Annotated in this window: 10 protein-coding genes; 8 read left to right on the top strand and 2 right to left on the bottom strand. The window is 41.1% G+C overall.

The window, feature by feature from the left end; translation table 11 throughout:
* Positions 1 to 116: 116 nt before the first annotated feature.
* On the top strand, positions 117 to 1847 hold the full coding sequence (locus GM920_RS04325; protein WP_235964427.1) for a hypothetical protein: 1731 nt from the start codon (positions 117 to 119) through the stop codon (positions 1845 to 1847).
* Here the strand turns inward: GM920_RS04325 and punC are convergent.
* Together punC and GM920_RS04315 are read right to left on the bottom strand one after the other, a co-directional pair.
* Positions 1844 to 3055, bottom strand: coding sequence for a purine nucleoside transporter PunC (gene punC, locus GM920_RS04320; protein ID WP_182953758.1), 1212 nt, complete (start codon positions 3053 to 3055; stop codon positions 1844 to 1846). The two genes, GM920_RS04325 and punC, sit on opposite strands and share 4 nt — an antisense overlap.
* Positions 3056 to 3099: 44 nt before the next feature.
* Positions 3100 to 3648: a GNAT family N-acetyltransferase gene (locus GM920_RS04315; RefSeq protein WP_182953755.1), complete on the bottom strand. Its 549-nt coding sequence runs from the start codon at positions 3646 to 3648 to the stop codon at positions 3100 to 3102.
* 143 nt (positions 3649 to 3791) lie between these two features.
* Here GM920_RS04315 and GM920_RS04310 point away from each other — a divergent pair, with 143 nt between their 5' ends.
* The 7 genes from GM920_RS04310 (at position 3792) to GM920_RS04280 (ending at position 14248) form a co-directional block, all read left to right on the top strand.
* Positions 3792 to 4709, top strand: coding sequence for a retropepsin-like aspartic protease (locus tag GM920_RS04310; RefSeq protein WP_182953753.1), 918 nt, complete (start codon positions 3792 to 3794; stop codon positions 4707 to 4709).
* A gap of 52 nt (positions 4710 to 4761) precedes the next feature.
* Positions 4762 to 6576: a serine hydrolase gene (locus GM920_RS04305; RefSeq protein WP_182953750.1), complete on the top strand. Its 1815-nt coding sequence runs from the start codon at positions 4762 to 4764 to the stop codon at positions 6574 to 6576.
* Between the two features lie 132 nt (positions 6577 to 6708).
* Positions 6709 to 7308: an RNA polymerase sigma-70 factor gene (locus GM920_RS04300; RefSeq protein WP_182953748.1), complete on the top strand. Its 600-nt coding sequence runs from the start codon at positions 6709 to 6711 to the stop codon at positions 7306 to 7308.
* Between the two features lie 94 nt (positions 7309 to 7402).
* The gene (locus tag GM920_RS04295; protein WP_182953745.1) at positions 7403 to 8581 is read left to right on the top strand and encodes a FecR family protein; all 1179 of its coding nucleotides are present in this window, start codon (positions 7403 to 7405) and stop codon (positions 8579 to 8581) included.
* A gap of 127 nt (positions 8582 to 8708) precedes the next feature.
* Entirely contained in the window at positions 8709 to 12137 is a 3429-nt protein-coding gene (locus GM920_RS04290) for a SusC/RagA family TonB-linked outer membrane protein (protein ID WP_182953743.1), read from the top strand.
* A 13-nt stretch (positions 12138 to 12150) separates the two neighbouring features.
* Positions 12151 to 13638: a RagB/SusD family nutrient uptake outer membrane protein gene (locus GM920_RS04285; protein WP_182953740.1), complete on the top strand. Its 1488-nt coding sequence runs from the start codon at positions 12151 to 12153 to the stop codon at positions 13636 to 13638.
* Between the two features lie 25 nt (positions 13639 to 13663).
* The gene (locus GM920_RS04280; protein ID WP_182953738.1) at positions 13664 to 14248 is read left to right on the top strand and encodes a hypothetical protein; all 585 of its coding nucleotides are present in this window, start codon (positions 13664 to 13666) and stop codon (positions 14246 to 14248) included.
* Positions 14249 to 14256 lie beyond the last annotated feature (8 nt).

The raw sequence follows: 14256 nt of genomic DNA, 5'->3' as shown, positions 1-14256 counted from the left end.
TAGATTTTTAGTAAACAGCAATACGGTGAATTTGTTTGGAGGCCATTCGCTTGGCATCTTGAATTTGTGTATCTTCTGGACTCTTTGATTGCCAAATATTTATCAGAAAAACGCTTATGAAATACCTGCTGAAATTAAGCTGCCTTATTATTGTCGTCAATAGCACTTTGATGAACCTCAGTAGTCAGGCCCAGGTTAAACAGGTTCAGATTTCGCGTGTAGCGGAGATGGCCAACCTACCTCAACCTTTAAATATTATTGACTGGAGGGAGATGGCGCTTCGTTTCGATAGTACCGTTTATGATTTTAAGGCAAGCGGGCAATACTGGCCATTGGTGTGGATGGATAGCACACGTAAAAACTTCGATCAACCGGTGATGGGCATGTATACCGCGATTGGGGATGTCCGGCAAGGGCCAAACCACAATAAAGGAATGTTTCATGAAGCACTTGCAAATATGGGCGCTGTTTTAGGAGCCTCGCTGGTAGGGATAAATAAGGGAAACCAACAGGGGATGAACTATGTATCCATGCTGAAGAACTACTTTAACAGGGATACGGGCTGGAACATCATGATGAACAATACCGCTCCGGAAGTGGCCTTATTGGGTGGTGGTTATGGGCGCGATTGGTGGTACGATGTTTATCCGAATGTGCTCTTTTATGCCATCTATGAAAAGTATCCATCAGAACCGGATTTTGATCAAATGGCGAAACAGATTGCGGAGAAGTTCTTCAAAGCGGATTCCATATTGAATGGCAATTACCACTATTCTTATTTTGATTACGCTGCAATGCTTCCTAAAACGAATACCATTTGTGTGCAACCGGATGCTGCTGCCGGGCATGCCTATGTTTTATATGCAGCCTATAAAAAGTTTGGTGATCCGCGTTATTTACAGGGCGCAATCAGCGCGATGAAGGCATTGGATGCAGAGAAAATAAACCCCACTTACGAGTTGTTAATGCCTTTTGGGGCCTACTTAGCGGCGAGAATGAATGCAGAATCAGGGACAAATTTTGACCTGGCTAAAATGCTGGACTGGACTTTTTCCGGTACTGCAGTCTGTAGGGAAGGTTGGGGCTTTCTTGTCGGAAATTGGAATGGAATCGACATTTCAGGCACAGTAGGAAGCACGGTGGACCATGGGGGCTACAGTTTTCTCATGAATACTTTTGATGCAGCATGGCCCTTAGTACCTTTAGTGAAGTATCAACCTGCTTATGCTACGGCCATCGGAAAATGGATGTTAAATGCGGTAAATGCCTCCAGGTTATTTTACCCTCAATATATGCCGGCAGCCCATCAGACTTTAGCAGAACTCGCTGCGGTAACTAAAGGTGTCATTGCTTATGAAGGAATGGCAAAAGCCTCTACTTTTGAAGATCGGTATTTGGATCTGAAAGCACCAGTTGCACAAGGGGATGGGCCGAAATGGGTGCCGGGTAAAAATCCGGAAGTCTCCCAGTTTAGTGTTTATGGAAGTGGCCATGTGGGAATCTTTGGAAGTATTGTCCAAAAAACCAATGTGGAGGGCGTTTTACAGCTGGACCTGAATGCCACAGATTTTTATGGGGCTAAAAGTTTCCCTTCCTGGTTGTATTATAATCCGCATCAGGAGGACAAAACGGTTCGCTTTGAGCCACTTGATCAAGTAGATGTTTATAACCTGCTGACGCAAAGGTTTATCGCCAGGAATGTGAGGGCTCCAATTGAATTTACGATTCCTGCCTTAGCATCGGCGGTGTTGGTGGTGCTGCCTGCTGGCACCAAAACCCGGGTAAAAAACAACCAGCTACTGGGGGCTGGTCGCGTGATTGATTATCATTATAGCCGCAAAAACTAATTTTTGTATTGTGTTTTATTTATGCTGAGTTTATAGCCAATGTATACGAATGGTATGGTGCAGGTCATCACAATGGTGGTGGTTAACAAGGCATCTTTTGAAAACAGGGAAACCACTCCACTGGCAATAAAACAGATGCCCAACTGAATGGTGTTTTGCATCGCCGCTGCTTTTCCTACGTTATGTGTAGCTGATTTTAACGCTTCCGCTACAACGATAGGGTAACAGGCACCATTTGCCAAAGCCATTAAACAAAATGGGATTAATAATAGGGTTAATGTAGGAGTGATGCTGATGGTAATTAAATAAAGTGCCAGGCAACTGATCGAGTAAATGATCAGTAAATAAGGGAGCAATTTCTTTCCTTCTATTCTACTGGTCAGACTTCTATAGCCATATCCACCGATTAAAAAGGCAATGGTTTGTGGGAAAAAGCTCAGTCCGATCTGACTTTCGTTGTAGCCCAATTCTTTCAAAAAGAATGGAGAACCGGTAAGCCAGGCGAAAAAAGCAGCAGAACACAGGGCATAGAGCAATACATTTCCGATGAATTTTTTTGACTTTAGGAGCGATAAATAAGATTTATCTAAGGCTGAATCCTCTGGTTTTGCAGTTTCAGTTTGGCCATTTTTCTCTTCTTTTATGGTTAAGGTATACAAGATAAGCAGCGCCGCAATAATGGCGAGTGCGATAAATATAGACCTCCAACCGAAGTAATTGAGCAGGAAAGCACCCATTAGTGGGGCCAGGGCAGGTGATAATGCTACCAAAGGCATAATAGAAGCAAATATCTTATTGGTTTCTTCTTTTGGATATCGCTCGATCACCAAAGCCTGCCAACTTACAGCAGCAGCACAAACACCGATTGCCTGTATTAATCTGAGGCTTAATAAAATGCCAACATGGTGTGTGAAATATATCCCTAGGGAAGCAATGGTGAAGATGCTTAAGCCCATCAGCACTGTTTTCGGCTTGCCGAACTTGTCGGATATTGGACCCCATAACAGTTGTGCGATGCCATATCCTGCTAAGAATAAACTCAATGTTGCACTGATATTGCTTTTGGATGTGCCCAGATCTATGCGCATTTTGTCGAATGCGGGTAAATACATGTCTGTGGCTAAAAAACCTATAATACTAAGACCTACTAAGTAAAGAAAGAACAGGAAACTATTTTTTTTATGATTTGACGTAATCTCATTTTTCATGATTACGCAAAGATAACCAAAGATCTGCTATCTGAATGTCTATTTTAACTGCTGAGCTGTTTGTCCCATTCTTCTTCAAGAATGGAGTATAACACTAAATCAAGAAACTCCTCGTTAACCAGCTCCGCTTGCCTCAATATACCCTCTTTTGTAAAACCTAGTTTTTCTGGTACTGCCAGACTTCTATGGTTTGCTATTGCGGCCTTTATTTCAATTCTTTTGAGTTTCAACTCCTGAAATCCGTAGCTGATTAGTTCTTTGCAGGATTTTAGGATTAAACCATTTCCTTCGGCAGCCCTGGTTAGCCAATAGCCAATGGATGCATTTCTATGCTGGCTATTTATGTTGTGTAATCCTATTCTTCCTACCGGAATCTGATCAAACACAATGGCATAGCTGAGCTCTTTTCCCGCGGCGGCAAGTTGTCTGGAGGCGACGATGTAGTTTGTGAAATCATCGGGAACCTTCATATTGTCAACCCAGGGGAGAAAGGCGGAAAGGTGCGCTCTGTTACCATCTATGGCCTGGAATAGCAGTTCAGCAATCGGATCGCTGATCAGCTCGAGACTCAATCTTTCGTTAATTTTAATCATGAACACGGTTTAAATTTCTAAGATAGGGTACTTGTCACTGAATTTAAAAGAACGCGCTCAGTTTTTACTGAAATTGATAATATTCTAATTTGATGTAACATTCCTGTTTATCAGGAACTCTAAAATCCAATCTGTATTAAATTATGAATAATCACACAAAAACACTTCGTCCAGGCTTCCTTTTATTAGTCTTATCCCTTAGTTTCTTCTTCTGTTTAATTCAAACTGAAGTCGCCCGTAGCCAAAATTTAATCAATAATCCAATTACAGTACCCATGCAGGTTACTGCTGGAGGGCACTTGGTGATCAAAGCCACTATAAATGGAGTTGAGGGTAATTTTATATTTGATACTGGCGCTGGACTGAACCTGCTGACGAAGAAATTTGCAGATAAAGTAAGTGGTTTGAATAAATTGGATGGATCATATACCGGGCATAGAGCCACCGGGGAGGCCATGGATTTAGAATTGTGGAATGTGAAATCCATGAAAATAGGAGGCCTTGATTATTCGAATCAATTGTTTTCTGTACTGGACCTTGATTTTCCTTTAGATGGCTTGATCTCCTTACTGCCGTTCAGAAATACTCCATTGACGATCAACTATAAAACAAAATCACTCGTATTTGAATCTGCAAGCTCCTTAAAACGTTTGGCAAAATCGGGCAAAAGCACAGCATTACAGCTCGCAGATGATCGCGGGAAAGCATTGGATATTTTCGCTAATGTGCGGGTAAATGATACGTTAACCCTGCAGGTTGGTTTCGACAGTGGGGCGGGGGCCAATGTCTATCGATTCAATTCGAAATTTATGAATGCCTTAGGGGTAGACAGCACTAAAACCGACATCAGTTATAGAAAAAGCAGCTTTGATCCAAAAATGGGCAATAAGTTTTACAACACTAAGCTAGGTAAAATTGCACTTGCAGATGCGGATGTCAAGTTGAATGAGGTGAAGGTATCCTTTATCCAAGGTTTGATCTATGATGGCATCATGGCGATGAATTGGCTTGGAGAACAACTTACGATTGATATTCCTGGTAAGCAGTTGTTGATCAATTAATTAAATATTGAAACTATTTGCTGCCTTTTACGTCTTTTAAAAAAAGAACCTTATGAAATCTTCATTTTTACTCCCTTTATTCCTGATCGCTTCCCTAAGTAATCAGCATTTGTTTGCTCAATCTGGCAACGATACCAAAGTAATGATCAAGAAAGTGGAGTCAGGATTAGTTCCTGTACTTCGTTTTGCAGGGGATTCGGTGTGGACTATGGAATCAAGAATGAAACATTATGGGGTTCCCGGATTGACTATTGCAGTAATCAAAAATTCCAAAATTTCCTATGTCAAAAGCTATGGGATCATGGATAAAACCAGTAAGCAGCCTGTAACCGACCAAACGCTTTTTCAGGCAGCCTCAATTAGCAAGCCCGTAAGTGCTTATGCTGCATTGAAGTTGGTGGAGCAGGGGAGGATCAATCCGGAGGAGAATGTAAATCTTTACCTTAAAACCTGGAAGCTACCAGATAATGAGTTCACCAGTACAAAAAAGGTAAATCTTAAACACTTGTTGAGCCATAGCGGCGGACTTACAGTGGGCGGTTTTGGAGGTTATACACCTGGAGATTCTATTCCGACACTTGTTCAAATACTCAATGGAGAAAAACCGGCAAACTCACCGGAAATCAGGGTAGATAAAGTCCCAGGTGGATCCTTGCGCTACGCAGGAGGAGGTTATTGCGTGATGCAGCAAATGATGATAGATCTGGAAGGAAAGCCTTATCCGCAAATCATGAATGAACTTGTTCTGGCTCCGCTGGACATGAAAAATAGTACTTACAATCAGCCTTTGACTGCCGAACAATTGAAATTCGCGGCAACAGGTTATTTACCCAACAACACAGAAGTTCCCGGGAAAAGACATATTTACCCTGAAATGGCACCTGCAGGGCTTTGGACAACAGCAACAGATCTTGCGAAATTTATCATTGACCTGCAGGCTACTTTAAAAGGGGAAAGCCAGAAAGTGATCTCTCAAAACATGGCTAAACAAATGGTCAATCCATTTTTGGAGCCTTTTGAAGGGCTCGGTATTTTCCTTGAGAAAAGAAATGAAACTCAGTATTTTAACCATGGTGGCTGGAATGAGGGTTTCTCCAGTTTTATTATTGGAAATACAAAGAATGGCGATGGGGTAGTGATCTTAACCAATGGAAATCAGCCTCCGCTAATTAATGAGGTGATGCGTGCAGTTGCAGTTACCTATAACTGGCCGGATTATCAGTTCCCGATCTATAAGAAATTAGCCTTGAATGCCATGGATCGTAAAAAGCTGGTAGGCCGTTATCGGACGGATACCTATGGGCAGACAAAGGTTTACGAACAACAGGGGAAACTGTTTATTCAAAATAATATCGAAGAACCTACTGAATTGTTTAAAGTAGCAACAGATACTTATGTGATGCAGGGCTGGGAAAGAAAGTTGAAGTTTCTGGTGAATCCTGCAGATCAGAAAACGTATATGGTTTTCTCGATGCTCAATGAGCCAGCTCGCTATGAGAATCCGAAACTGTCAAAAGAAGAGCATACTCCTTATGGCTTGATCAATGAGGGGCGCTTTGAGGAAGGTTTAGCGGCATTTAAAAAAGGGAAAATCGATCACCCAAATCACGGGATGTTAAATGAATCTTATATCAATGGCCAGGGCTACCAACTGCTAAACGCAAAGGCCTATAAAAAAGCGATCGATATTTTTAGATTAAATACGATGCTCTATCCAGAAAGTGGTAATGCATATGATAGCTTGGGAGAAGCATATCTTGCCAATGGTGATAAATCCTTAGCCAAAGAAAACTATCAAAAAGCATTGAAGCTTAATCCGGGAAATGTAAATGCCGCCAAAATCTTAAAGTCATTAACAGCTGAATAAAAATAATACCCGGGCTTGCTCTATAATTATCATATGGGTAATTTTATGGAGCAAGCCTCGATTCTGATAATATATTGCCAAATTATTTATAATATTGAATTCCCGGAACTCAACAAAAACGGTAATTCAATAATGGCAGTCACACCACTGGAAAATGAAATTTATATTCTAAAAAAAATAGCGGAAGGCGACGAGCGTTCATTTGCTGAATTATTTCATTGGTATGCCAAACCCCTTGCTGAGTTTGTTTTTAAGCTCACAGATTCTATTGATATCACAGAGGAGATCATTCAGGATTCCTTTATCAAGATCTGGGTAAGGCGGGAAACGCTGACAGATATCTCCAATTTTAGCGGTTACTTATATATCCTATGTAGGAATGAAACATTTTTAGTGCTTAAAAAAATGGCCGCTAAAAGCGTTGTTCATGCTGCATTTGAAAAAGAGGCTTTAACGGAATTTGCCTTAGATGAACTCGATAACCCAGCTGATGGCTACCGGAGGTTGATAGAAATGGCAGTTGATAAATTACCTGAGCAGCAGCAAAAGGTCTATAAGATGAGCCGTTACGACCGGTTAAAGCATGATGAAATTGCAAAAGCGCTTCAATTATCCCCCGAAACTGTCAAAAAACACATTCAATTAGCGGTTCAGTTTATCCGGAAAGATGTCAATGGTAGGATCGATTTGAGTGTCATTCTGGTACTGACATCTGCAGTGATCATCCGCTAAAAAAAATATTTTAATTTCATTACCCCCTTTTTCCTGAGTTTTTACTCTTTAGTGTAGATGAGGCAGATTTCTATGGCCTGCATCTATTTAATTTATGCTAGAAGAACGATTTTCCTATTTATTCGAACAGTATTTCAGTAAGCAAGGCAGTCCTGCTGAAACGGAAGAACTGTTGCGCCTCATTGATTCTGGCGATTATGATCAGCAGTTAAAAACGATCATAGACCAGCACTACGATAATTTTGAGCCCTATCAAAGTCCATTTTCTTTGGAGCAGGAAGATCAGATCTTAAATGAGGTGCTGAGCGTTAAAAATCCAGGGACGAAACTGAAAATAGCCTGGCGCAAAAGATTATGGGTTAAGATTTCCATTGCGGCCTCTATTGTGCTTTGCCTGGGAACGGCCTTCTTTGCCTACCATCACTATACTTATACAAAGCGCCAGGAATTAGCGGCAAGTTTGATTGGCCCCGGTTCCAATAAAGCACGTTTAGTATTGAGTAATGGCAAAGTGATCTTATTGGATACCCTTAAAAATGGCAGCGGGGTTTTTGAAGATGGCGTACAGATTACGAAGACAAAAGACGGACAGCTGATTTATAAGATTAGCGATCAGAACGCTGAAAATGCAAATTTGATCAATACCATCGAAACTCCAAAAGGTGGCCAGTACCAGGTACAACTGCCGGATGGAACGGACGTTTGGCTAAATGCGGCTTCCTCTTTAAAATATTCAAGTGATTTTACAGACAAAAAAAGGGAAGTGACCCTGAGTGGTGAAGCTTATTTTGAGGTTGCACATCGTGCAAATCAACCTTTTCTGGTACATACACCAAACCAGGTGGTAGAAGTATTGGGCACGCATTTTAATATCAATGCTTATCCGGATGAAGAAACACAGGTGACCACATTATTAGAAGGTCAGGTGAAAACCAGGAGCAAAGAACAGACCATATTGCTGAAACCCGGGCAGCAGTCTATACTTAACCTGAACAACGACCGGTTGAAAATGATGGCGGCAGATTTGGAAACGGTAATGGCCTGGAAAAACGGAGACTTTATTTTCAAAGATGAAGACCTGGCAAGCGTCATGAAAAAAGTGGAACGCTGGTATGATGTGGATGTCGTTTATGATGGCGTAGATCCAAATACCATTAAGTTGGGCGGTTGGGTGTCTCGTTCAAAAAATATCTCCGCAGTGATTAAAATTATTGAACCAATTGCAGGTATAAAGATTAAAATCGATGGAAGGAGGATCACTGTGATGAAGTAACTCTACTTATCTCAGGGGATCTTAAAGATTCAGGAGTGCGCTAACACTCCTGAAATGAATTGGATTATCCTTGATTAATATTTATGCGAACAAACAATTAAACCAATAACCCAAACAACTCAAATGTATGAATTTTAGTAGTAATTTCTCATGCGGGATAAAACCCTGCGTGCAGAAGTTGAGTGTATGCCCGGATATGAAGCCTAACCGACTCAGTCCATCTTTAATGCGATTGATTATTATGCGTATTCAACTTGTTTTTTTTATTGTATTTATGGCCATGTTGCAGGTCAGTGCCAGTAGCTTTGCACAGAAAATCAATATCAACCAAACCAACATCAGCTTAGAAAAAGCTTTAAAATTAATTCGTCAGCAAAGCGGCTACGATATCTTGTACGACGCGAATGTAATACGGAAACCAACAGTTGTCCAGCTGAATGTGAAGAACGGAAGTCTTACTGATGCACTAAATCAGTGTTTAACAGGGAGTCATTTTATGTACCAGATTGAAGAAAATACGATTTTAATCCGGGAGAAATCTTTTTTGGAGGACCTGAAAGAAAAGATCAGTCATCATTTCGATGGCACTACCATCTATGGTACCGTTACCACCATAAAAAATGATGAAGCCCTGGCTGGTGCGACAATTATGGTTAAACGGACAAAAAAAGCAGTTTATGCAGATGCTAAGGGTATTTTTATCATTAAAGATGTGCTACCAACAGACACCTTGGTTTTTAGCTATATCGGCTATGTAACCCAGAATGTTGCGGTAGGAAAAGAGAGCACTTATTTTATGAAAATGGTTGAAACTACCAATGCATTGGATGCAGTAGTGGTACAGGCTTATGGTAGAACCACACAGCGCTTAACAACGGGGAATATTGTTAGGGTAAGCGCTGCTGATATTGACAGACAATTGGTTACCGATCCATTGCTTGCGCTTCAGGGGATGGTACCGGGTTTGGAAATTAGTGCGACTAATGGTCTGGAATCCAGTGTGCCAAAAGTAGAACTCCGGGGAAGAAGTTCCATCAATTCTGGGTACAGTTCAGAGCCACTATATATTATTGATGGTGTTCCTTTGACTGTTTTGAAAACCAAGTCTTTAAGTTATGGTGTGAATGCCCAGGCAGAACTTTCTTCGGGATTGGATCAAAGTGGGATCACTGCTGGAATCAGCCCATTATCGACCTTAAACCCTAAGGATATTGAATCTATAGAAGTATTAAAAGATGCTGATGCTACTGCTATCTATGGAAGCCGTGGTGGAAATGGAGTGATTTTAATTACCACGAAAAGAGGACAGGCAGGTAAAACTAAGCTTCAGGCAGGTTTTCAACAGGGTGTTCAGATTGTGGCAACGCGCTGGGATATGCTCAATACGGAGCAATATTTGGCGGCCAGGACTGAGGCCTTTAAAAATGATGGAATCACACCAACAAGTATCAATTCGCCTGAATTGTTGAAATACGATCAAAACAGATATACGGACTGGCAGGAATATGCCTGGGGTAATACTGGAAAATGGACAAGTTTTGATGCAGGTTTATCTGGTGGTGATAGCAAAACGAATTTCAGGATCTCCACAGGATTAAGACGAACTAAAAATATCACTCAGGTGAGTGGTGTAAATCAGTCGCTATCATTCTCCTCTAATTTATCTCATAAAAGTGCCGATCAGCGCTTTAAGATAGATTTTTCCAGTCAGTTTTCAGCTGCCGAAAACAACACGAGAAACTTAGATAATGTGGCATTGTTACCCCCTAATGCCCCTGAAGTATATGATGAAAAGGGAGGGTTAAACTTCATACCCTGGCAAACAGATATGTCCGAGTTTACTTCCACGAAAAAGGAATCTAAGAACAACATGAATCTGTTAAACGCTAGTTTGAACCTCGGTTATTCACTATTGAAGAACCTAAACTTCAATTTAAGCATGGGCTATAATTCTACGGGTTCAAATGTCCGTCTGATTACGCCGCTTACCGCTTATAGCCCTAAGGTATTGGCAAGTTCGGAGTCCTCAATTTATACCGGGGTTACAGCTGTTAAAAACATAATTATAGAACCTCAGGCAGAGTACAATACTTTTATTGGGAAAGGAAAATTAAACGTACTCATTGGGGGAACATTGCAAAACAACAATACCAATGTACAAAATATACGAGCCTCTGGATTTGAATCAGATGAAATGCTGAAAAGTATCAATTCCGCAAAAACATATGTTGCATCGGAAAGGGTATTACAATATAAGTATGCCGGGGTATTTGGCAGATTAAACTACAATTTGGAGAATAAATATATTCTGAACTTAAATGGAAGACGCGATGGCAGTAGCCGTTTTGGAGCCGGAAATCGTTTCGGGAATTTTGGTTCCATAGGAGTAGCATGGATTGCCAGTGAAGAGTCCTGGATAAAAAACAACCTCCCTAATGCCATTAGCCTGATTAAGTTTAGAGGGAGTTACGGAATAGTGGGGAAAGACAATGTAGGAGACTACCAGTACTTAACCCAATGGGGGACTGAAAGCAACGGATCAAAACTTCCGGTTTACGAGGGAGTGAGTCCCATGGTTCCTCAGATCCAACCCAATGCAGACTTTAGATGGCAGCGGGATGAGAAATCAGAAATAGCCATGAACCTCTCTTTTTTTAAAGACGCACTGAGTATGGATGCTGCTCTTTACAGTAACTATTCCAATAATCAGCTCTTAGCTTATCCCATACCCGGTTATACTGGATTTACTACCGTGGTTTTCAACTCTCCGGCAGAAGTAAAAAACAGCGGGATTGAGTTGAGTTTATCTGCCAGAATTATAGATAAGAAAAACTTCTCCTGGAGTACGAGATTTAACTTTTCGAAAAATAAAAATGTATTGGTTGGTTATCCGAATTTTGAACAATCACCTTATTATGCGGAATATAAAATTGGACAATCGCTGAATAATATTTATGTGTTTAAAAATACAGGGGTAGACCCTCAAACAGGGGAATATACTTATTATGATTATAGTGGTGATGGGCAGATTAAGTCTGTCAATTATGCGCCAAAAGGTACAGGAGATGACGATAGAGGACTGGCGATCAATACCAACCCAGATTTTTTCGGTGGTATGAGCCACCTGTTCAGATATAAAGACTTCTCTCTGAGTGCCGATTTTTATTATGCTAAGCAAAAGGGGATGCTGACGATCAGTCCATCTGGTAATAAAAACATGAGTTTATACAGTTATGAAAATACCTGGCATCATCCAGGTGATCAAGCAATGTATGCGAAGTTAACCACGCAAAATAAAACCACAAATAATTATTCTTCAGCTTCAGACCTGGTGTATACTGATGCGGATTATATCCGCCTTAGAAATCTTCAGTTTGCCTATGCTTTGCCAGCCAATAAATTAAAATCATTGGGCCTGAGTGCTTTGTCGCTGAATGCAACTGCCAGTAACCTTTTTGTAATTACGAACTACAAAGGAATGGATCCTGCGACACCACAATTTGGAATGATCCCACAGGCAAGAACCATCACTCTGGGCTTAAATTGTACATTTTAAAGATCAAGGAATTATGAAATTGAGTAATAGATATTTGATATACACATTGCTTGCGACTGTATTTTTAAGCACAGGATGTAAGAAACTGGTTGACATTGATGAACCTATAAATACCGTAACGAGTGTCAGGATTTTTGCTTCCGATGCTCAGGCCGATCAAACATTGGCAGGTATGTACAGTCAGATGGTAGGTAATGATAATACTACAACGCTGATACAGGGTGGTGCAACAATTTACGGTGGACTGGCTGCCGATGAGTTTAATGTCACTAACAGTGTAAACTATCCTGAAGATTATGATGTTTTTCGAAATAACATCATGACGAAAAATAGTATTTCTGAGACTGTGTTATGGCTGCCTGCTTACAAAGTAATTAATACGGCCAATGCCATTTTAGATGGAGAAGCCGCTTCTGTATCGTCAAACCTTACGAAAGGCAAACGCATAGAAATGAAGGCTTCTGCAAAATTCATCAGGGCTTATTGTTATTTCTACCTGAGCAATTTCTTTGGTGAGATCCCTTTGGTACTGACCAGCGATTTTACAAAGAACCTCAGGTTAAAAAGAGTAGCTCAAGAGGAAGTTTATCAACAGATGATCACTGATTTAAAGGAGGCATTAGCACTCCTTTCTGATCCGGATGCAGTAGCTTTAAAGGCTAAAAGCCGGGTAACTAAGGCAGCGGTACAGGCTTTGTTGGCAAGAACCTATTTATACCTTAAGGATTGGGAAAATGCGGAAAAATATGCAACTGAGGTCATAGGCAGCAATGCTTTTCAGCTGGAAACCTTAGCTAAAACATTTGATGCCACGAGTAAAGAGACGATCTTTCAACTTTACGTAAATCCTGGGGTTGTTTTTGGGCTTGGGGAAACCATTAATCTCTCACCTGCTGCGCCATTATCTCTTTTTCCTCCTGCTGATCAGGCTATGTTTTTAGACCCGGATAATTATGATGGATTTGCAGAAGTACTGCAACCTAGAATTGGCCTGAATGAGGGGCTGGTGAATGCCTTCGAAGACGGCGACAAAAGGAAAACCACCTGGGTGAATTACAACGGAACGCCTAATGTTTCGCCGTATTTCGCTAAGCGGTTCTACTTCGCTGATAAATATCCTATGAGCGACACGGAAAGAACCAATTACGTTTTGATGAGACTGGCAGAAGTTTATCTGATCCGGGCAGAGGCCAGGGCCATGCAAAACAAAATTTCTTTAGTTGCCGGAGATCTCAATCTCATCAGGAACAGAGCCGGACTTGGAAATACCACAGCTACAAATCAGACAGCGCTGCTAGAGGCTATCGCTCAGGAGCGGAGAACCGAGTTGTTTGCAGAGTGGGGGCATCGGTTTTTTGACCTTAAAAGGACGGGGAAAGCATTGTCTGTCTTGGCTACAATTCCCGAAAAACAAGGAGTTACCGCAAACAGGTTATTGTTTCCTATTCCATCAAAAGAAATTTTAGCGAATTCTAATCTCACACAAAACCCAGGTTACTAAACCCTAATATAATATATAAAAACAAATGAAACCTTACTTAATTAGCAAGGGATGGAAGGGCTATGCCCTGTTCGCCCTGAGTATTTCCCTTTTTTCCTGTGAAGGAGCGGGGGATCTCCCGATAGAACGGAAAAGAATGCCGCGCTTTAGCAATTCCGGTTTAGACCAGGAGTTTGCCGGACGAAAGGCTTACACCTCTTGCGGGATGACTTTTGAAACAGATCTGGTGAACCTTGGATCGGCTGGAAATCGTAGTGAATATCTCTGTATTCCACTCGCTGATGCTAATGCCGATTCTTCCGCTTTTGCAGTCATCAATATGTTCAAACCCTTTGCCTCAATTTATTTATCCCAATGGGCTAAAATGGGAAACAAAGGGATCATGATTGATCTCCGCAACGACCGTCAGCAGCAGGGATCCAGAGTAGATTATCACCTCACAAAGGAAGCCTCTTTCTCTATTCCTGTGGTCCTCCTATGGGATGTGAAATCTGCATTAAGAGCCAACGAATTTAAACAGGTAATGAATAGCCTGCCAGGAATAAACAGTATAAAATCAAATGCTCCATCGGCTAATGATTATCAAATCTCCAATGAAAACTCATTTTAACTAAAACA

Origin of the sequence: Pedobacter gandavensis (genome assembly GCF_014172405.1) — a bacterium.
In the GTDB taxonomy this organism is placed as follows: Bacteria; Bacteroidota; Bacteroidia; order Sphingobacteriales; family Sphingobacteriaceae; genus Pedobacter; species Pedobacter gandavensis.
Note: the sequence above shows the minus strand (reverse complement) of the source record. Positions and strands in the feature narration are given on the sequence as shown.